Source organism: Parasegetibacter sp. NRK P23 (assembly GCF_023721715.1).
GTDB lineage: Bacteria > Bacteroidota > Bacteroidia > Chitinophagales > Chitinophagaceae > Parasegetibacter.
On sequence record NZ_JAMDLG010000001.1, the window covers coordinates 3,007,338 to 3,029,253 of the forward strand.

Annotated in this window: 14 protein-coding genes and 1 pseudogene; 4 read left to right on the forward strand and 11 right to left on the reverse strand. The window is 49.6% G+C overall.

Features of this window, described 5'->3' with window-relative positions; genetic code table 11:
• Positions 1–4: 4 nt before the first annotated feature.
• The 11 genes and pseudogenes from M4J38_RS12150 to M4J38_RS12200 all read right to left on the reverse strand — a co-directional run.
• Positions 5–1,594 (reverse strand): solute:sodium symporter family transporter, encoded by a 1,590-nt coding sequence (locus M4J38_RS12150; RefSeq protein ID WP_251759873.1) that lies wholly within the window; start codon positions 1,592–1,594, stop codon positions 5–7.
• Between the two features lie 19 nt (positions 1,595–1,613).
• Positions 1,614–2,630 (reverse strand): GntR family transcriptional regulator, encoded by a 1,017-nt coding sequence (locus M4J38_RS12155; protein ID WP_251759874.1) that lies wholly within the window; start codon positions 2,628–2,630, stop codon positions 1,614–1,616.
• A 277-nt stretch (positions 2,631–2,907) separates the two neighbouring features.
• Positions 2,908–3,516 carry an HPP family protein gene (locus M4J38_RS12160; RefSeq protein ID WP_251759875.1) on the reverse strand — a complete coding sequence of 203 codons (609 nt, stop codon included), beginning with the start codon at positions 3,514–3,516 and terminating at the stop codon, positions 2,908–2,910.
• Positions 3,517–3,570: 54 nt separating this feature from the next.
• Positions 3,571–5,268 (reverse strand): trypsin-like peptidase domain-containing protein, encoded by a 1,698-nt coding sequence (locus tag M4J38_RS12165; protein ID WP_251759876.1) that lies wholly within the window; start codon positions 5,266–5,268, stop codon positions 3,571–3,573.
• A 733-nt stretch (positions 5,269–6,001) separates the two neighbouring features.
• Positions 6,002–7,153 carry a TlpA disulfide reductase family protein gene (locus M4J38_RS12170; protein ID WP_251759877.1) on the reverse strand — a complete coding sequence of 384 codons (1,152 nt, stop codon included), beginning with the start codon at positions 7,151–7,153 and terminating at the stop codon, positions 6,002–6,004.
• Positions 7,154–7,173: 20 nt separating this feature from the next.
• Positions 7,174–8,715 (reverse strand): PKD-like family lipoprotein, encoded by a 1,542-nt coding sequence (locus M4J38_RS12175; RefSeq protein ID WP_251759878.1) that lies wholly within the window; start codon positions 8,713–8,715, stop codon positions 7,174–7,176.
• A gap of 18 nt (positions 8,716–8,733) precedes the next feature.
• Positions 8,734–9,486, reverse strand: coding sequence for a DUF4843 domain-containing protein (locus tag M4J38_RS12180; RefSeq protein ID WP_251759879.1), 753 nt, complete (start codon positions 9,484–9,486; stop codon positions 8,734–8,736).
• A 9-nt stretch (positions 9,487–9,495) separates the two neighbouring features.
• Positions 9,496–10,908, reverse strand: coding sequence for a RagB/SusD family nutrient uptake outer membrane protein (locus M4J38_RS12185; protein ID WP_251759880.1), 1,413 nt, complete (start codon positions 10,906–10,908; stop codon positions 9,496–9,498).
• A 9-nt stretch (positions 10,909–10,917) separates the two neighbouring features.
• Positions 10,918–14,016, reverse strand: a complete 3,099-nt coding sequence (locus M4J38_RS12190) for a SusC/RagA family TonB-linked outer membrane protein (RefSeq protein ID WP_251759881.1) — start codon at positions 14,014–14,016, stop codon at positions 10,918–10,920.
• Positions 14,017–14,368: 352 nt separating this feature from the next.
• Positions 14,369–15,241 (reverse strand): hypothetical protein, encoded by an 873-nt coding sequence (locus M4J38_RS12195; protein WP_251759882.1) that lies wholly within the window; start codon positions 15,239–15,241, stop codon positions 14,369–14,371.
• 73 nt (positions 15,242–15,314) lie between these two features.
• Positions 15,315–15,788: pseudogene (locus M4J38_RS12200) on the reverse strand (RNA polymerase sigma-70 factor); the annotation flags it as partial.
• A 250-nt stretch (positions 15,789–16,038) separates the two neighbouring features.
• On the opposite strand from M4J38_RS12200, the gene M4J38_RS12205 reads away from it, so the two are divergent.
• Genes M4J38_RS12205 through M4J38_RS12220 form a run of 4 tightly spaced genes read left to right on the forward strand, consistent with a single transcriptional unit; the run spans position 16,039 to position 21,912 of the window.
• A complete protein-coding gene (locus M4J38_RS12205; RefSeq protein WP_251759884.1) occupies positions 16,039–16,752 on the forward strand; it encodes a hypothetical protein in 714 nt (237 codons plus the stop codon).
• A 19-nt stretch (positions 16,753–16,771) separates the two neighbouring features.
• Positions 16,772–19,519: a carboxypeptidase-like regulatory domain-containing protein gene (locus M4J38_RS12210; RefSeq protein WP_251759885.1), complete on the forward strand. Its 2,748-nt coding sequence runs from the start codon at positions 16,772–16,774 to the stop codon at positions 19,517–19,519.
• 15 nt (positions 19,520–19,534) lie between these two features.
• Positions 19,535–20,725: a DUF4249 domain-containing protein gene (locus M4J38_RS12215; RefSeq protein ID WP_251759886.1), complete on the forward strand. Its 1,191-nt coding sequence runs from the start codon at positions 19,535–19,537 to the stop codon at positions 20,723–20,725.
• Positions 20,726–20,736: 11 nt separating this feature from the next.
• Positions 20,737–21,912 carry a DUF4249 domain-containing protein gene (locus M4J38_RS12220; protein ID WP_251759887.1) on the forward strand — a complete coding sequence of 392 codons (1,176 nt, stop codon included), beginning with the start codon at positions 20,737–20,739 and terminating at the stop codon, positions 21,910–21,912.
• Positions 21,913–21,916 lie beyond the last annotated feature (4 nt).

Below are 21,916 nucleotides of genomic sequence, written 5' to 3' on the forward strand. Positions count from 1 at the left end.
GCATTTATGCCGCGAGCCCGTATTCAGAAAAAAGCAGGAACATCCCAGCCATCAGTACCAGCAGGGCCGCGAAGAACCAATAGCGCGCGCGCCAGGGGCGCATGTTCACCACTGCCATATTTTTAGCTACATAAGCCACGGGCATAGGTCGCAGCTTCCCGATCAGCAACATCAACATCACCGACACCGCAAATAAAATGGCCAGTACATGCAGGTAATTCAATCCGGTATCCACCACGAACTGACTGATGCCATACATCACGATAAAGAACACCAGTCCCACTTTCGCCGCCAGCTCCGGCACGCGTTTGGTTAACAATCCAATGATCATTACCGTGAATACCGGCACACTGAAAAAGCTGGATATTTTTTGAATATAGTGGTAGAACCCTCCATCGAAATACAGGATGAAAGGCGAAAAACACATCGCCAGCACCGTGATGGTGACCTGGAAAATCCGGCCCGTTCTTACCAGCTCTTTATCGCTGGCCGCGGCTTTCCGCCAGGGCTTGTACAGGTTCATGATGAACAATGTCCCGGAGCTGTTCAGTCCCGCATTGAAAGTACTGATGGCGGCACCGAACACGATCGCGGCCATGAAGCCCGTTAACAAAGACGGCAACACATCACTCACCAGCTTTGGGAACACCGTGGCCGTATTGGTGATGTCGGGGTAAAGATGCACCGCGATCAACCCCGGCACATTGAGGAGTAAAGGAGAAATCAGTTTGCCCACGCAGGCCAGGGAAATCCCTTTCTGCCCTTGCGACAGACTCTTCGAAGCCAGCACCTGCTGCACAATGTATTGCTCCATACCCCAGTAATACAGGTTGATCAGGAACATTCCCGTAAACAGCGTGCCGAACGGAATGGGATCATTCGCCCCTCCGATCGCGTTGAGGTGTTCCTTCTCCGAACCGGTAATCTTTTCGATTCCATGAAGTACACTACCGTCGCCGAGGTATTGCAGGCTGAACCAGAGCAGCAGGAAGCCGCCTATCAACATACCCAGTCCCTGCACCAGGTCGGACACCGTGATCGCGCGCAACCCGCCCAATACCGTGTAACAACAACCAATAATCCCCACCAGCACCACCAGTATCCAGATGGCTGAAAAATAGCTGATTCCCAATGCTGTGTCGATATGAAAAATACCGTTCAGCGCCACTGCGCTCCCGTACAACACCGTAGGGATAAGACTTACAAGATAGCTGGCCAGGAAAATAAGGGACACGATGCGCTTCATGCCTTTTCCAAAACGTTGTTCCAGAAAATCGGGCGTGGTTACCGCACCCATCTTCAGGTAAACCGGCAGGAAAAACTCCGCCACAATCAGCATCGCGAGGATGGAACTCATGCCCCAGGCCATCACCGACATATCGTTGGTATACACAAATTCATTCTCGCCGATGAACTGGTTGCAACTGATGTTGGTGAGAAAAAGAGAGGTCCCCACCATCCAGAAGCCCAGCGACCGGTTGCCCATAAAATAGGCTGCGGTCGTATTCAGTTTCACCTTCCTTGTTTTGAAGATGGAAATGACGGCAACCAATGTCAGGAACAAAAAAAATCCTATGAGCCCGGTCTGGTTCATGGTAGTTATCGGCTAATCGTTACAGTGAGTTCCTCCTGATGAGCACAGTGGGAATAATTTCCTGTATCTTTTTTCTTTTCAGCACAAAATCCGCCGCCTTCTCCGCCATTACTTTAAAATCGGCGGAATAAGTGGTGATCCCGTCCATAATCAGTTCTTTCACCACCTCGTCGTTATGAGACAGAATACCAACATCTTTGCCGGGTACCAGTCCTTTCAGTTTACAATCCTTCAGCATGTTCCACAACTCGGTGTTGTTGATTGTGAAATACACCTTCCCTTTTTCGATGGTACCGGAAAGGTATTCCGCCCGTATTTCACTGTTGATGCCCACTTCTTTCACGAACTTCTTGTACGCGTGCAGTATCTCAATGGGGGTATCCGCCGCGGGCCGGTGGTAATACACCATGCCTTCGTAGGCACGGATGGTATCTTTCAGTTCCATGAATACCCGGTACGATGACTGCTCAAATTCCTGTGCGATATAGGAATGGTCAGCACCAATCTGTTCGTACCTGTCTATCATCAGGAAATTGTTCATAGGGAGGGCCTCCAGTATTTTTGCCGTGCGCGTATGCGGGATAGGCGCCACCACGTACATGCCATATTGCCCGCGCACTTTGTTGATGGTACTTTCAAACACATCAATATTGTTGTGGTGAAAGAACACATCGATATGAACCCCTTTTCCCACGCGTGAGCGGAAAGTTTTATAGAAAGTTTCCTGGAATGCATCAAAGGCGAATAAAATAAGGGCCACCCGCAAATGCTGTTTCACATCCACATTAGACACAAAAAAGCCCACCCGGTTCTTCGATTCCACGATGCCTCTTTTCACGAGGTCCTTATACGCTTTGGCGATGGTTTCCCGGGCGAAACCGAATTCATTGATAAGGTTGTTCACGGAGGGCAGCATATCGCCCTGGGCTAAGGTTTTGTTCTGAATGGCGTTCAGGATGCCGTTCACGAGTTGCTCGTGTTTCGACAGGCCATGCACGCCTTCCATTTCGTAAATCTGTTCAAAAACGGTATTCATTGTACTTATTCGGAATGCAAGTAAAATCGTTATCTAATTTAAAATCAATTAATTGAGAATTAATCTATCCTATTCTATACTATAATGAAATCAAATGTAGAAAATAAGATTGAAAAAAGGTGTTTTGAAAGAAGATTTTGTGTGCATCTTTCAAATACAAAGCGGCGATCCCCACAGAGACCGCCGCTTTGACTTGTATTCAATCATACTTATTACCGGGGTTTGAGCGGAAGGAGATTCCAGTTTTCCACCTCCATCATACTGGATCAGCAGCATATCATCTTCCCCGGAACAATCTCCTGGAAATGATCAACCGTTTCCATACCCTTGTAAATCTTTTATTGGTGGGATAGCCGCGTTCCGGTGTCATATTATTGAAGATTACCGCCGTCATAAAAAGAAGGAGTACGCCGGTAAGTACAGGTGAAAGCACGTACCAATAACCGAGCGCCTTGATCTTTTCTGAACCAATAATGGCGATCAGCGCCGTAGCCCCGCCGGGAGGATGAAGTGTTTTTGTGATCTGCATCAGTACGATGGAGGCTGAAACCGCCAGCGGCGCCGACAACCAGAGCAGGTCCGGCAACAGTTGCTGAATAGTAACCCCGACCAGCGCCGAAATCACATGCCCGCCGATCAGGTTCCGGGGTTGCGACAACGGACTCTGAATGGCGCCGTACACCAATACGCTGGACGCGCCAAAAGAGCCGATCAGCAATACATTGTCCTGGGAAAGCAACACCTTACGCTGAAGGAACGCGATGAGCCCTATCCCGAAGAAGGAACCGATGAACGACCAGAAATGTTCCTTCGCATCAACAAGGGTCTCTTTATAAACGATATACTTCGACAGGCGCGAGAACCGCCTGATCCGTTTCCGCATCATGCGCAAGCTATTGAGCCGCAAAGGTACAGCATTGCGTGTAAGCTACCGAAGGATTCATTCTCCAGCAGTACTGCCCCGCACGAAATCGTACAATACTTTATAGGGAACGGCCAGCGTGGAGGTCCTGCTGATGCGGGCTATGTTAACGCCCTGGAACGCGCCATTCCTGTTGTACACCGGTCCACCGCATTCTTCAGGGCGAACAGGTGTATCATGCACAAACACGCGGGCAAAACCATCTTTGCGGACGCTTTTACCTTCTTCCAGCCTGTCTGCAGCGTGGCGCTCTATTTCCGGCCTTGCGCCGAGCTTCACAAATACCGCGAAAGCGCTGTCGTTGCGGTTCACTTTCAATTCAACCGAATCTCCGGGCTTAAAGCGCTCCAGCGCTTTAGACAATTCTTCAGGAGAACTGACATCGGTTCCGTTCACGGTATGCAGCAAATCTCCTTTCTGCAACCTGCTCAGTTCCGCGGGAGAACGTTGCACCACTTCGCGCAGACTAAGTTTTCCATTCAACTGCTCCGACATCACCCCCAGGAAACCGATGCCCGATCTTCCCGGCACAGCAACCGGCGCAGCGGAGAATACGCCCACCCTTTTGTTCCCCGATGGCGCCACTGACACCAGAAAACTTCCTACCACATCCGCACGCAGCGTATCTCCATACCCGGAAGAAAGTTCCACGGCATTCACCGGAACATCGGCTTTCAGCAATACCAGGTCAAGGGAATCGTGGCGCCTCACGACGGTTGCTTTGGAAGAACGCGCACCTGTTTGAACGAAGGGATCATTGCCCACCAGTGAACTCTTGCTTACAATGTATTTTTCTTTGGCACCTTTCAGCGCAACAACAGTACCCCAGGCTACGGGCGCACCTTCAGCGCCATTCGTAACCGATACAGTCGCTTGCTTACCTTCATTAAACAAACCCGTTAAAGCGGCCAGTTGCGGATGTACTTTTTGTTTTCCTTCGAGTGGGTCTATTCCCACATTGTCTTCCGCGGGCAATTCCCTGCCCCGGTAATTCTCGGGCGCATGCAACGCGGTCCAGTATTTACGGAAATGATCTACCGGGATTTCCAGGTTCACATCCAGCGCCACGTCTATTCGACTGTGAATACCGATCACCCTTCCGAACATATCGAACAATGGTCCGCCGGAATCACCGGGTTCCATCAGGCAGGTGGAACGGATCATGCCCGAACGCGAAACAGGTTCGGCTACATAACCCAACCGTACCACGGGCGCCTTATTGGTTTCGATGCTCGCGGGATACGCAATGCTGAGGCAGGGTTGATATTCTTTTAATCCATACGACCAGCCCATTTCAGCGTAGGGCCAGGTTCCCGCATCAATGATTTTTATCAAAGCCGCATCCACGGTGCCGATACGGCCCAGTCCCACACCAATGGCCTCTTTGCCATCGGGGAAGAAGAGTTTATATTTTGCATTGGGGCGGGAAGCATGGGCGGCGGTGAGCACCAGGCCATCGGCGCTTACCACCACGCCACTGAATTTGCCGCCTGCCGGAACATTCCGGACAGAATCATAGCCCGAAATGCGTACGGCAGCGCTACTTACTTTTTTCACCACGGCAATCACTTCTTCCTCAAAAGCAGCGGGACGAAATTGCTGGGCGAACAAAGGCTGAAATGAAATAAGGGCAAAACATAAAAAGCACAGCCATTGCAGGGAATGAGTGCGCTTGGTTTTCAATAAAATTGCCATGGGGCGAAAAGGTTGGTTCATATAAAGAATTTTGAGGGTGGTTCTTTACATGTTGTGTGTATGTGTTTCGTTGGACGATGGGTGGTGGGAAAACCTGCTGGGGAGGGGGTGTTTTTTTTCACGCGATTGCTTCGTTCCTCGCAACGCGGCGGCGCAAAGCCTTGATTGGTTGGTTGGAGATCTCTTTTGGGAGAAGTTTTTTTCGCGCAAAGACGCAAAGTAGCAAGGGCGCAAAGCGTTAATTAGTTGGCTGGGGTTTCTTTGAGGAGAAGCTTTTTATTCCACGCAATTGCTTTCTGCTTCGCAGTTCGCAACGCACTGCTTCCTGCTTCGTACCTCGCAGCCTCGCAGGAGCAGGGACGCAAAGCATTGATTGGTTGGCCAGGGGTTTCTTTGAGGAGACGTTTTTTATTTCACGCCACGACGCTACGATGCAACGCCTTGTTTGTGTTTGGACCGCTTTGAGTGTAAGCTTCTTTTACACAAGACATTCCTCAAATGATTTAATAGGAAATCATAGTATAAAAAAGGGTGCGCCTGCAAATGAGGACACACCCTTATAACTTTTGCTTTAAGCCATGAATGGCAAATGAAGTATAAAAGCTAAACCAGGAAACACAACAAGCCAACCAACAAACAAGGCGTTGCATCGTAGCGTCGTGGCGTGAAAACACCCCATTCAACCTGCAGCACCTCAACCACTCTTTGCGCCCTTGCTCCCTTGCGTCTTTGCGTGAAATGTCTTCGCGGACACCTACAGCAACTCCGCCAGCTTCTTATGCAACGCTTCTCCCCGCAGGTTCTTCGCGATAATCTTCCCGGTAGGATCAATCAGGAAATTCTGCGGAATAGCAGACACCCCATACTTCAGCGCGGCCTCGCAACTCCAGTATTTAAGATCTGAAACATTGGTCCAGGCGCCAAGGTTATCGGTTTTGATGGCTTCCACCCATTTCGCTTTATCGTTGGCACGATCGAGGGATACGCCGAATACCGTAAAGCCTTTATCCTTGAATTTTTCGTAAGCGCTCACCACGTGCGGATTTTCTTTCCGGCAGGGACCGCACCAACTGGCCCAGAAATCGAGCAATACATATTTACCGCGCTGGGAAGAGAGCGCGACTTCCACCCCTTCGGGGGTAGGCATGGAGAAATCGGGCGCCATGCTGCCGATGGTGATGGCCAGCTGACCTTCAATTCTTTTCGCGAAAGCGACACCTTCTTTGGAGAACTTCTGGTCGTCGGGCAGTTGGTTGTACATATCCAGGATTTTCCTCAGTCCGTCGCGGGAGCCGCCGGAGTAGCGTTGAAGCGCATAGAAAAGAACGGGGGAATTCGGATTTTCGTCAATGTATTTTTTGAATACCTGTTCATTCATTTCATCCCGCATACTAACCAGCTTATCCTGTATCTCCTTCTTTTCTTCAGCGGAAAGTCCTTTTTCCTGGGAGGCGCGCATCAGGTCCATCATCTTAGATTGGTATTCTTTTGCGTGGTTGTTGATTTTCACATATTCCGTGTGGCTTTTGGAGCCTTTCACCGTGTAATTGAGGAAGCTGTCCTTATTCAGGATGCTGATCTTCCCTGGCTCCACGTAAACATCCATTTTATTGTCGTTGCTGATCATCACACCGGCTCTTTTGCCCGGAAAGCTCTTCAGCCCTACCATTGTGATGATAAGCGGATCCTGCACGCTGATGGCGGTGCTGTATTTTCCTTTGATCACATCGGCGCTGTCGAGATGCTTCACGCCATCTTCCGTATAAAAGATGTATATCTTATTGAAGTCTTCTTTTACGTTCACGAACTTTCCTGTGATCTTCACATTTTTCGGGGCCTGGTTCTGGGCCATCACGCTGAAAGGCAAGGCAAGCGCCCACACACTGATTAACTTGAAACAATTCATCTTTCTTGTTTTATGGTTTATTAAAGATTCCATTTGTAACTCATATCCTTCACTTTACCGTACCCTTCCGTTACCCTTTCGGTAGCCGTATTGATGGCGCCGCTGGAAGGATCGATTCTGAAGCTGTACACTTTCCCCTGTTTGGCGGTTTCGTTCCAGGTCGCGATGTACACCACCTGGTGAGGAAGCGGCAGCAGGCTGGCCTGTATGGAGGGAAAATAAAATTTCTGCAGGCGCACGCAGGTTACCTGTTCTCCGGCAGGGGCCGTCCAGGCCATTTCCGCTGGCAGGTTGGTATTGTACTTGAAGATGTAAACATTACTGCCTGAACCGTAGAGCACAAACTGACCGGTAGCCGCGGCACTCAGCGTAGTTACATTGTTTACGCCCGGACTGGTGGACATGTCTATTTTTCTTAACCCTACATTCGTGTTCACCCCCATAAAGTTTGATACCATCAGGTAGGTACCCGCATTGTCGCTCATCATGCTGTACTCATAGTTGGTCAGGCCCCAGTCAGAGGCTTTCAGGTCCAGTCCCACATTTCCTACGTTGAATCCTGTGGTGGGCAGTTGGGTGGGAAAATCCATCACGGCTGTGCCGTTAGATGGCACATATTTAAACTTCTTATTGGTCTTATCATAGAGCACCGCATCGTAAGCCGCGCCGTAGCAGACCGTGGACCACTTCTCCAGTTCCCCGTATTCGCCGTTCAGTTCCACTCCAAGTTTATTGGTACGGAAGAGCCCGGACGACGCGAAATTGACTACGTGCACCCGGTTGTTCACGATCGCCATTTCCTTTCTTACCAGCGTACCGCCCACGAATCCTACATTCCGCTCAGCGGGAGCCGACCAGAACAGGTCGTTGAACTTAAAAGTCGCCTGGAAAGAAGAACGCTCCACGCCCACCATATCTTTTTCGGAGGCCACCAGCACCTGGGCACTGGAAAGGGGCGCGGCGGAATGCAGCATGGCGACAGGTTTACCCTCCAGTGGCGCCTCATTGCCACTCCTGATCAGGTCCAGGAAAAGCCGGGGCGTTACCACACCTGTTTTTGTTCTGTCGTCCACAATCAAGCCCACATCCGTATTGCCTTCCCTTTCATACAATACCATCCAACCATCGGAAAGTACTTCCGACACATCCAGGTTGAAACGCTGGTAAGTTTCCACCTGGGTAACCAGGTCCTTCACCGCAAGGTGTACAATCCATTTGCCCGCAGGTTTGGTAATCGGCGCTTTCAGGCGGATCGTATTCGACAAGGTATCCCTCGATTGAATGGGACCGCCCACGGTAGCCTGGAAAATACTCCAGGTGAAACTCAGTTTGTCCGATACCTGGGCCTCGCTGGCCACCAGGCTTCCGTTCAGGAATACTTTCGGCTCAATCCGCAATGTATCGTAACGGTAAACTGCATACGCAGGAAGGATGCCCGCTTCGGCGGTATCTATCCGCACTTCATCCAGCGCGGTGTAATCATAATTTCCTTTATCCTTGTAACAACCTTGCACCACCAGGAGCAAAGCGATGACACCAGTTAAAAAGCTAAGTTTTTTCATAATTCAGTCAGATAATAATCAGGGAAAAACCACGGGGTTATTGTTTTCATCCATCAGTTGTCCATGCTGGGCCACATAAGCCTGTAGCGCCACTTTGCACTTGTTCTGCAGGTAGGTAGCCTGTGTGGCGGTGATGGTATTTTCTTCCAGCACCGGGTTATTCGACACCGTGTAGTATATCTTAAAATTGGCCATACCCGTGGTTTGAATGATGAAGGAATATTTTCTGTTGCTGTAGGCGCCGAAATACCGCGCCATGGTGAAATACGGCGAAGTAGCCACATCCCAGTTATCGGGTTTGGAAACGAAGTTCCTGAACCGGAGCTTCAGCCCGCTTATTTCCTTTGCCCCTTCCTCCAGCACCGGTGATGGTTTCAGGCGAAAGACAATGCTTCCGGTGGTATTTTCAAACTCCTTGTAACCATCGGGTTTATCAATGTAGATGGGAAATCTGCCTTGGAAGGTACCGGCTTTCAGTACATATTTCCCGAAGGAATATGGCACCAGCGCCGTATCGCCGGAAACGGCTTCCAGTTCAAACTCGGTATCCTGTTGCAGGGGATGGCCCGACATACGGTAGTTGAACATAACGGAATCGCGACCGGCCAGTGTGTAGGCGAAATTATAGGTCACGCTGTCTTCCCGAATGGTAGCGGATCCCAGCCAGATGTTCAGGCCGTTTTTCTTTTCAGGAAAGAAGAAGTCATTTTTCTGCGAGCAGGAAAACAGGGCGCAACTGCCTATAAGGAGCAAAAATCTGAGTGCGTTCATAAAACAGTTTTATCGGTTATCAACTCTGTTGGCCGCTTCGTATTCGGAGGCGGGCAATGGAAAAATATAGGCTTTCAGTCCCACCAGGTTTTTATCAGAACCCTGGATGGAAGCCTGGTTCAGGCGCTTGTAGTAAAAGAACAGTTGTCCTTCCCCAATAAATTCCTTGCGGAACTCATTGGTCATAAACGTTCTGAAATCCGCCGGTGGTGTAGTGAGTTCCTGGAGCCCGCGCGCTTTCCTTACCGGGTTCACATCGTCCAGGACGTTTTGCCCGTCGTGCTGGTCGCATTCCGCGAGTATGTAGTACATTTCAGCCAGTTTGATGATGGACATTTTGTTCTGGTAATACGTTTCAGTAGCGGTTGATTCGGCGAACTTCAGCAGATACCTTCTATCCGCATTGGCGCCTGTGCCATTCTGGAAAAGATAGAGATAGCGGTAATCATCGGTATTGTTCTCATAATAGCTCAGGTGCGCAGCCGCGGTGAGTGAAAATATCTGCGTTCCTTCCTGCGACAGGAAGTTGATGGAATACTGGGTAAGGTTATTGATCTGCAACGCGAAAAGGTGTTCTGTCGCGCCACAAAGATCTTCACCGCTGATAAGGTCGGCCTGCGGCGTGAAGGAGAATTTACCGGAAGCCACCACGGCGCTTGCGCTGGCGCGGGCTTTTTCATAATCGCCCATGTAGAGGTACAACCTGGCGAGCAGCCCTTCCACCGCGTAGTAATTGAGGTGCAATTGCCGGTTCATCAGGTAGCCGTTGTCGTCGAATTCGGTGACCTGTCTGCCGGTGAAAATGGGATCTGCTTTCAGCAACGCTTTGGCGGCGAGCAGGTCTTCCAGGATTTTCTTCGCCACCTCTCCCACTGAAACCTGCTGTGTTTGCTGCGAAGTATATTTCGTAACATACGGGATAGCGGGCCGCGCGGGGTTCACCGTGTAAGCGGCGCCAAAACACCGCAGCAGGTCGAAGTGCATAAAGGCGCGCAGCGCCAGCGCTTCTCCTTTGATGATGCTGTAGTTTTCGCCTGTGAACACCTTGTAGTTGTCAATGTTTTCAATGATGTTGTTCGTATTACTCAAGGCTTTATACATAGTAGCCCAAACATTATCGATCCTGCTCTGCGACATGGTGGCCGTGTAATTATAATTACCGTCATCATCATACGCCGTGGGCTTCCCGGCCCATTCCTGCGACAATACGCCCATCATGCCGTAGGTAAGTTCCTTTCCATACAGGGATTGTTCAGTAAGTATGGTGTATACGCCGGAGAGGGCCTCTTTGAAACCGGCTTCTGACCGGAACAATTCCGATTCTTTTATCTGCGCGTTGGGCAATACATCGAGCCACTTTTTGCAGGAGGATGCACCTAGCAACAGCGCGGCCAACAGGAATACTAAACTTATCTTTTTCATCTGCTGTAATTAAAAAGTGGTTTGAATGGAGAAAGAAAAAGTGCGGGCGAAAGGATAATCTGTTCCACGCTCCGTTCTTACATTGGAAGCCACGAATACTTCCGACATATAGAACCCCAGTTTCAGGTTCTGGATACCGTATTTCTTAATGTTCCTCCATTTAAAATCGTAATACGCGTTCAGGGAGGAAAAAGTAAGATCGGATTTGGTTTCGTAGAACCTTGTGGTAGGCCTGGTTACCGTAGGAGTGCTGGATATTCTTTTGAAGTAGGTTACATCTCCGGGGTTCTGCCAGGTATTGTTCAGCACCCTGGTGTCAACATTATTGGCCACGTTCACATTCTCCACCCTGTTCACCAGGGTACTGTTGTAGAAACCCGCATCCAGGGTATAACGCATGGAAGCCGACAGCCCCCAGCCTTTGTATTCCATACTCATGCCGAAGTTGCCCCGCAGTTTCGGATCGGTTACACCGGCCACCACCTGGTCGTCGGCGTTCCACACATAAGTTGTTTTTCCATCTTTGGAAAGGAACATTTCCGAACCGGTGGCGGGGTCGATGCCGAGGGAAGGAACGGCCCAGATGGAACTGATAGACTGCCCCTCTTCGTACCGCGTTTTTGGCGCGTTCAGGTTGGTGGTGCTTTCATCCTGTTCCTTGTTCTGCGCCCGGAGCGCATCGGATATTTTCGTGATTTTATTGCTGTTCTTCGCGAATGAAGCATTCACGGTTACGAAGGACTGCTTCTTGGGGTTGGAGTACACCATATAACTTACCGTGCCTTCAAAACCTTTGGTCTGGAGGGAACCGAGGTTTTCTTTGAAAGAACTGAAACCCGTGGAAGTAGGCAGTGTAAAATCAACGAGCAGGCTGTTCGTGTTGCTGAGGAAATAATCGAACCGGAGGTTGAGTTTGTTGAACAGTTTCATATCCACCCCCGCATTGTAATCCATTGTTTCCTGCCATTTCAGGTTATCGTTGGCCAACGCGAACAGGTATGCGCCAGGAATATTATCGTAGGTGCTGCTGGTGAAGAAATTGTAGGTGGCCATGGCCTGGTAAGGACTGAAGTTCTGGCTCCCCGTTGAACCTACCGATCCCCTGATTTTGAGGTTATTGATGCTTTTGTAATTGCGGAACATTTCTTCGTTGTGCAGGTTCCAGCCCAGCCCCACAGACCAGAAATCGCCCCAGCGGCTGTTGGCGCCAAATACAGAGGAGGCGTTCCTGCGTAAGCTGAAATCGGCCAGGAACCGGTTGTCGTAAGCGTAGTTACCGAAACTGATGATGCCCACTTCGCGTTTATTGGATTCGGCACCGAAGGGAACGCCGTTCTCTTCGTATTGCTTCGCGAAAGTGATGAAGTCTACGCGGTTGTTGAGGAAGCCCCAGGCCGTCATGCCATGACTTTCATTTTTGAACGCCGCCAGGTTGAAGCCACCGTTCACGAAGAACACGTGCTTGCCCGCGGTTTTTGTCCAGTTGGCATAAAGATCGGAACTCAGCGAAGTGCTTTCACCATCACTCATGCGATAGGAACCGCGATTATAAAAGGACTCCCCGGTCCATAACGCAAAACTGGTATGGTCTCCGGGAAGGAACACTTCCGAAGCGTTACCATTGTACGTGAACCCAACCCTGGCGGTAAGCCGGAGGTTTTTCACGGGTTGGTATTCCGCGTAGAAATTCTCCGTAATCTCGTTGTATTTGGAGAAATTCTTCGTTTCCAGTTGCGCGTTGTACAGGGGGTTGAAATAATACAACGGCGTGGCGGAAGCGGATGACTGGAAAGAACCAAGCAGCTTCTGCGTGTTTCCAAATTCGTCTACCGGCCTGAAATAAGGATTGAGCGCGGTGTATTCCGAGAAATTCCCGTACGGCGAATTGTTCGATTTATTAAAAGTCACATTAAGAATATTCCTGAAATTCACCTTCCCATTCCTGTAAGAAAGGTTGATGGTTCCGCCCACGTTTTCCCGGTTCGATTCCTTCATCACGCCCACCACATTGTTGTAAGTAAGGTCGATGCCGTAACGCATGGATGAAGAACCCCCTTCCAGAAAAAGCGTATGCTTATTGCCGAGGCCCACACGCAAAGGCTTCGACATCCAATACGTGTTCACGCCCTCTTCCACATTTTTCAGAATACCATTGTATTGCTCATTCAGGAATTGTTGCACGAAGGGCTGCGTTGACGTGTAGCGTCCGGCGTTTTTCTCCACCTGTAATTTCTCGCGTGCATTGGTAAGGTGGTAGGAATTCAGGTCGGGCACTTCCACGTTAAAATTGCCGTTGTAAGAAACGCGCATCTCTCCTTCTTTGGGCCGGAGCGTTTCAATTACCACCACGCCATTAGCGGCTTTGGCGCCATAAATAGCTTTGGCTGCGGCATCCTTCAACAACGTGATGGAGGCAACACGGTTCATATCAAGGTCGTAGATCTTCTGTAAACTGGCCTCGAATCCATCGAGAACAAACAAAGGTTCGTTGGGATTACCCGCGTATTCCCCACGCACATCATCGAGACCGGATTTTCCACGCAACTGAATATCGGGCAGCGCATTCGGGTTGGAGCCCAGGCTCAGGTTCTCGGTGATCACGAATGCCGGGTCCAGGTTCTGCAAGCTTTGCAACACGTTGCGGTTGCCCACGCGTTTCAAGTCTTCGGAAGAATAACTCACGGCAGCGCCGGTAAAACTGCTCTTCGACCTGTTGGCGTAGCCCGTTACCACCACTTCTTCAATCTCTTCCTCTTTTTTCTCCAACACCACCACCAACGGCAGTTTCATATCAGGCTTCAACTCAATTTCCTTTGTTGTGAACCCGGTATGACTGAACAACAACACCCCATCCATCTTATCGGGGGTGAATACAAAATCGCCCTGGTTATTGGTAGCGGCGCCTATGCGCTTGTTTCCTTTCAACAAAACAGACACATTGGCCAACGGGCGTTTTTCCTCATCAAATACTTTACCGATGATTTTTGGCACCACCCTCATGGTAGTGGCCGGCACCTGCGCCAACGCGGCAACAGGTCCGAGTACAACGGCCAGGAACAGCACAAAACAAAACTTCAGCACTATTCCATGACGGAACGGATGATTCATAGCAGAATGATTCACAGTTTAGAATTGGTTTACGGAACGGATGGTTACGCTGCGCACGCAGGAACAGCACCGGGAGCAACTACAGGATCAGCGCTCCCGGATTCCGTTTTCACAAAAAGGGGCAAAACAAGGGAACTCAGGGTAGGCGGCAGGCCGCTTTAACTTCTGCATAAGCGTGGGTTTGGTGTTATTTTTAATTCGTTCTGGTTGTAAAAAATTTTTCCGCATGAGATGATATTAACGGCAACCTATATACGCACAGTTTATCCGTTCATCAGGACAAAAGCTATCCTAACGGTATATCATACCATTCATCTCAGGCAAAACAAACTTGTTGATTATGCTGTTGTGATCAGTTGAAACACACCTTCACCACGTTGTCGACCATCGTGTAGGTGAACATCATTTGTTTCGACATGTCATTCATCAGCTCAGGAAAGGTTACATTGGAAAACTGTGCCGTGTACGCATGGGCCTTCGCATCTTTTACCCCATTGGAGGCACAGAGTTCCAGCACAATACCATATTTGTCGCGGAACACTGCCGCTATATCATTAAAAGACGCATTGTTGAAATCGACCCGCAACGCCATCTGGTGCAACACAGCCATTCGTTCCGTTTCTCCCAGCTTGCTGAGCAGGCTGTCGTTGATCATGATCCTGTTCATCCTGGTAGGCTTCACTGAATGCTGCGCCATAGCAGAAGAATCGATTTTATTACCGAACCCGATGGTGGTAACCATTGCTTTAACCACTGAGGCTTGCTTCGAAGCATTTGTTTTCGAGCGCTTTTCCGAGGGCATAGCTTCCGTCTTAATCTCCTTTACCACATCCGACTTCATCAGCAATTCCGCTGTATCGGCAACCGGCGGTGCAATTTTCTCCTGTGTTACCGCTGCCAACGGATTGCGTTGCTCCGTCGTGTTTTCGCCGGAGTTTACATACACTGCCGTCAACACAATCACAGCTATTACCGCAGCCGCCGCAGCAACACGCGGCAGGAAACGGCGGATAGTGCTGCGCTGCTTCAACTCCTTCATCACCGGTTTTTCCTGTGCCTGCACATGCTCGTCCCAATAGGTCTCGAGAAACTGATCGAATGCCGCTTTGTTCGCGGGATCCAGCAACCAAAACTCCACCGCTGCCGCTTCTTCTCCGGAACAGGTTTTCTCGAAATAACTTCTTAAGACTTCTTTTTTCACGTTGCTGAACGGGTGCTTGGTCAAAAATCTATATACTATACAATCTGGTGCCTGCATGCACCTAAGGGGAGGAAAAAATATTTTCCGGCATGTGGGGTCAGCCGGAAAGTCCCAGTTTTTTCAGGAGTCCTTTCACTTGTTTGGTAGACTGGTTGATGTGGTTCTCCACCGTGCTTTTACTCAAATTGAGTTTTTCCGCGATCTCTTTGTTGGAGTACCCTTCCATCCGGGAAAGGGCAAAAACGGCTCTCCTTTTTTCGGGCAACTGGTTTAATATATCAAGCAGAACCTGGTAAAGTTCGTTGGTGTTCAACTCAGCTACGCGTTCTTCCACAGCGGGTAACGCCTCCTGGTATTTCCTGGCCACGATGCGTTTCTTCACCATATTCTGGATATCGTTCTTCGCGATGGTAATGAGGTAAGACTGCAGCGAAAAACTTTCGTTCAGCGTGGCGCGGTGCTCCCATAATTTGGTGAAAGTCTGCTGGATCACATCCCGGATGTCTTCCCTGTCGCCATTCAGTTTTACAAGAAAAGAATACAATACCGCGCTGTACGCGTTGTACACATCAACGAAAGCCTTTTCATCCCCTTCTTTTTACCGGGCAACCAGTTCCCGCTCATTGGTTAATCGCATAGTCACAAACTTAGGAGTGAGCCCATAATTTTACAAGGTACAAAAATATCACGCTAAATTATTTCCGCCCTTACAGGCAAACCGCTGCCGCGCTTCGGCTCCCGGTTAAAAAAATATACTTACATTTGAAATGTAACCGATTTCATTCAGGTTGAAATCAGGACCATTAACCAATTGCCAACCCATGCCAGCCAGAACGATTGCCTTTTCCTGCCTGCTTCTCGGCATTTATGGAAACGCTGCCGCGCAAATGGCGCACGCAGACAGTATCCGAAACGCCGCGATCCAACATGCCACCACCGCCTACCTTCAGTACATTGGTAGCCAGGCGCCCTTGTACAGCGGCCCATTGTACAGGGATCAACGCGCCTCCATCAACAACGGTAGCCCGTTCTTCAAAACAGCACAACCTGTTGCCGGAACCATTCACTACAATGGTATCCTGTATGAAAATATCCCCCTGCTGTTTGATGTACTGGGAAAAAAAGTATTGACTCCCATGCCCGGAAATACTGAAACATGGATTGAAATAGACCTGAACAAGGTCAGTTTTTTTTCAATTCACGGAAGCCGGTTTTTGCGCATTCCACAAAGCAACGATTTCCTGGAAGTACTGCATGAAGGCGAAAAAAGCAGTGTTTACCGCATGTACAGGAAAGAAGTGAAAGAAGATCTTTCAGGACAATTCACGGAAAGAAATATCACGGAAAGCAAAACGGTATATGTATTGAAAGACGGGCTGCTGCACAAAATAACCAACAGGAACACCTTATTGAAAATTTATACCGACAAACGAAAGGAACTGAGCAATTTTCTCCAACAGGAAAAGCCTGATATGAAAAAGGACCTCGCTCCCGCAGCGATACTGGCAGCGCAGTTTTACGACAACCAGCCTTGAAAACATTAAACCTTACAGCGTGAGCAATAAGTTCTTTCTACTTTTACTACTCTCCTTTGCCTGTTGCCGGAACAACGCGGTCATAGCGCAGGCGCAGCCAGCAAATTTACCGCCGATACAGTACCAATCGATCAGTTACGCAAACCTGCTGGATTCCCTTCAACAAAAATCCGGGCACAGGTTCTATTACAATATCGCGCAACTGGATACCGCAAAAATCAGCTTTCATTTTACGGGCGGTTCTCTTCAGCAAGCGCTGGAACAACTGTTCAGGAACAACAATGTGGGTTTCTCCATAGACCAACAACAAAACGTCTTCATTACGAAAGGCCTGTCCATCACCACCAGGCTACCGGATGATTTCTACAGCGCGGAAACAAAGAAAAAAACGGTACCCGTCGTGTATACACAAGCCGCCACACCTGAAAAAAATACAGAACCTTATACGGTGGGCGAGCCTGGAAACAGCACCGCAGACCGCTTTACCGTATCCGGGTATATCCGTGATATGAAAACGGGCGAACCTATTATAGGCGCGGCGTTGCTGGTGGAAAACGCGCGCATCAATACTGTTTCCGACCAGTCCGGTTATTTCAGCCTGATGGTACCGAAAGGCACCAACAAACTGAATGTACAAAGTATGGGCATGGAAGACGCGAACATGGAATTGCTGGTGCAGGGGAACGGGCTGCTCAACATCAACATGCAAACCAGGGTAGCCACTTTGAAGAACGTGGTCATCTCCGCGCAGAAGTCTACCAACCTCCGGAGTACGCAACTGGGCGTACAAAAAATAGACATTAAAACCATCAAGCAGGTACCCGTTGTTTTTGGAGAAGCCGATGTATTGCGTGTACTGCTCACCACGCCAGGCGTTAAAACCGTGGGAGAAGCCAGTACCGGTCTTAACGTGCGCGGCGGTGCCGCCGATCAGAACCTGATCCTTTTCAACGAAAGCAATATTTATAACCCGTCGCATTTCTTTGGCATGTTCTCCGCATTCAATCCTGAAGTCGTGAAAGATGTGGAGCTCTTCAAAGGCAGCATTCCCGCACGTTATGGCGGAAGACTCTCCTCCGTGGTGCACATCAATGGCAGGGAAGGCAATAAAAAAGAATTCTCCGGATCTGCGGGCATTGGTCTACTCACCAGCAGAGCGTTAATTGAAGGTCCCGTTGTGAAAGACAAAGCCTCCTTTATCCTCGCCGGCCGCACTACTTACGCCGGCTGGCTGCTGAAAAGGCTTCCCAGCGAATACAGGAACAGCGAAGCCTCCTTCTATGATGTAAACGCCATTTACCACCACGAACTCAACAAGAACAATACGCTCCACCTCAGTGCGTACACGAGTCGTGACCTATTCAACCTCAACAGCGATACGTTTTACCATTATAAGAACCGGAACATCTCGGTGAAATGGAAACATGTTTTCAACAGCCGTTTCCATACCGCGTTCACGGCCGGACACGACCAGTACGCGTACAATATTTACAGCGAACAAAACCCTGTTAACGCCTACGACCTTTCCTTCAGCATCACGCAATCTTATTTCAAGGCGCACTTCAATTACCTCCTCAACAACAAGCATACGTTGGAATTCGGACTGAACACCACCAGACACAGTCTGCACTCGGGCGATTACCAGCCATTGGGCAAACAATCACTAGTAACACCCGTGGTAATGCCCGCGGAACAGGCGATGGAATCGGCGCTTTACCTCAGCGATCAATATAAGGTGAGCGCCAACTTCAGTGTGGAAGCGGGTCTGCGTTATTCCCTCTACAACTACCTCGGACCGTTCACCGTCAACAATTACGCACCCGGTGTACCGCGTCGCGAAGACAATATTCTGGGTACCACCACTTATGGCAAAGGGAAAAACATTCAAACCTACCAGGGTCCGGAGCTACGGATCGGCCTGCGGCAGATCATCACCCCCACGCTTTCCCTGAAAGCGGGATACAACAGCCTCCGGCAATACATTCACATGCTCTCCAATACAGCGGCCATGGCGCCTACCGACATCTGGAAACTGAGTGATCCCAACATCAAACCGCAGTTCGGAGACCAGGTTTCGTTCGGCATATACAAGAACATGAAGAACAATACCATTGAACTTTCAGTGGAAGGCTATTATAAAAGAATCAAAAACTACCTCGATTTCAAAAGCGGCGCGGTACTTGTCCTGAACCCGCACGTGGAAACCGATGTGATCGGCACGCGTGGAAAAGCTTATGGCGCGGAGTTCCTCCTCAAAAAAACCACGGGTAAATTCAACGGATGGATCAGCTATACTTACAGCCGCATCCTCCTGAAAGCCGACGACGCTTCTACGGGAGAATCCATCAACAACGGCAACTATTACCCGGCCAACTACGACAAACCGCACGACGCCACTTTCATCGGCAACTACCGCATATCGCACCGCTTCAGTGTTTCCTTCAACGCCACCTACAGCACCGGCAGACCCATTACGTTGCCCATCGGAAAATTCTTTTACGCCGACGGTATGCGCACTTTATATGGCGACAGGAACAGTCACCGCATCCCCGATTATTTCCGGACCGACCTCTCCCTGAACATAGAAGGAAACCACAAAGTGAAACAGAAAACCCACAACTCCTGGACGATAGGCGCGTACAACCTCACGGGAAGAAGGAACCCTTATTCCGTTTATTATGTTTCCGACAACGGCGTAATCAACGGGTACAAACTGTCCATCTTCGGAAGCATTATACCGTTTGTGAATTTCAATATAAAGTTCTAAAGCAACATCACACAGATGAAAACATCTTCTCCACCATCCATGCCACTTCTTCAGGCGATACTGATCGTACTGTTGTGGTGCAGTTGCCGGGAACGTTATGACGAGAACTTCATCACCCCCGACACCGGCTTCCTGGTGGTGGAAGGCTTCATCAACAATGGCAATACGCCTACGGTAATCCGCCTCTCGCGTACCATAAAATTAACCGATGCCACCGCGGAAGAAATGGAGGAAGGCGCCACCGTTTTTATAGAAAGCGACGACAACGCCCGCTTCCCTTTGCGGGAAACCGGTCCCGGCATTTACACCGGCGATCCCATCAACTTAACCGCCGGGAAAAAATACCGGTTGCTGATACAGGCAAAAGGAAAAGAATACATTTCAGCTTATTCATCCATACGCACAACGCCGGCAATCGACAGCATCTCCTGGCAACGCGAAAGCCAGGGTGTCCGACTCTACGTACACACGCAGGATCCTTCCGGTGAAGCGCGGCATTTTCAATGGAAGTACGAGGACACCTGGGAAACCAATGCCCCCTTTTCCTCCGAACTCAGGTACGTCTATGACAATGCCGGGAAAGTGGAATCGGTTTGGTTCCATCCCAATGGACAAGCTGATGCCCCGCCACGGCGGTGCTGGCAACAAGCCATTTCGCGCAGCCTGCTCATCGGCACCACCGAGCACCTCGACCAGAGTGTTGTTTTTCTTCCACTGTATGCCATCAGCAACGGTTCCCCGAAACTCAGCGTAATGTACAGTACGCTTGTTAAGCAATACAGCATCAGTAAAGCCGCTTATAACTTCCTGCTCCGAATGAAAAAAAATTCAGAACAACTCGGCTCCATATTCGATGCGCAGCCATCTGAACTCATCGGCAACATCCGTTGTTCAAGCGATCCCTCCGAACCGGTGATCGGCTTTGTGGAAGTAACACAGGAGCAGACAAAACGCATCTTCCTGACCGCAGCCGACGTGGGAGGCTGGCAGTATGTGTTCCCGGGATGTGAACCAGCTATAGTGGACAATATCGGCGACAGCATTCTGAAAAACAGCATCAACATGGGATTGGTTCCAGGCGCACCCTATCAATCCGTTCCTGAACCACCGCCCATTAAGATCATCACTTTCACCGCTTACCGGCCAGCTTGTGTAGACTGTACGCTTTCCGGAGGATCAACATTGAAACCGATATTCTGGCCCTAAAAATAAAACGCATGCACCCATCTTTTTTTCTCATATACCGCTTGCTCACGCTACTATTCCTGTTCTCCGTAACCAGTTGCCGAGAACGCTACGACGCCATGGTTCTCACCCCTGAAACCGGTTACCTTGTAGTGGAAGGCTTCATCAACAACGGAACAGAACCCACCGAAATAAGGCTTTCCAGAACCGTACAACTCGATGGCCCCTCATCGCCGCTGCCGGAAACAGGCGCCACCGTGTTTGTGGAAAGCAATACCGCCAACCGATTTCCATTGCAGGAAACAGCACCCGGCATTTACCGTTCCGCGCACCTGGCACTAAACACCAACGAACAATACCGGATCCATATTTACGCGAAAGAAAAAGAATATGTTTCCGCCTACTCCGGTATCCAGACCACTCCCGGCATCGACAGCATTTCGTGGGTACAAAATGCCGCCGGGGTTCAACTGCATGTACATGCTAACGCTCCTGACAATCAGTCCAGGTACTACCAATGGAAGTTCGATGAAACCTGGGAAACCAACCCGCCTTTTGTGAGCAACCTGGTGTACGGTTACGATGCGCAACAAAGAATTACAGGTGTGGAGTACCGTTATCCGAACCGCATGAACGAACCTTCCTTTGTAAGATGCTGGACGGAAAAGCAATCATCGGGTATACTGATAGGCTCCACCGAAAAACTTGAAAAAGATGTGGTGTACCTGCCCATTCATTTTATTGAAGCCAACTCAGTAAAAATAAGCGTACAGTACAGCATTTTACTGAAACAATACAAACTGAGCAAGGCGGCCTATACCTTCTTATTGCAGATGAAAAAAAACACCGAGCAACTGGGTTCCATCTTCGATGCACAACCTTCTGAAATGCCCGGCAACATGAGCTGCCTTACCCACCCCGGAGAAGCAGTGATCGGTTTCGTGGAAGTAACCCAGGAAAAAACAAGCCGGCTTTTCATCCACAACAACGAACTCCGGAACTGGAACTATAAAACCGGGTGTGAAGTCACCATCATTCAGAACAACCCCGACAGTATTACCAAATATGGATTGCAGGTAATGCCCGCCACCGTATTCATGGATGATCCCAATACCGGCGCCATTACCCACTTTACAGCGGCACCCTCATTTTGCATAGACTGCCGGCAGAACGGAGGCTCCAATATTAAACCGGTTTTCTGGCCATAAAATT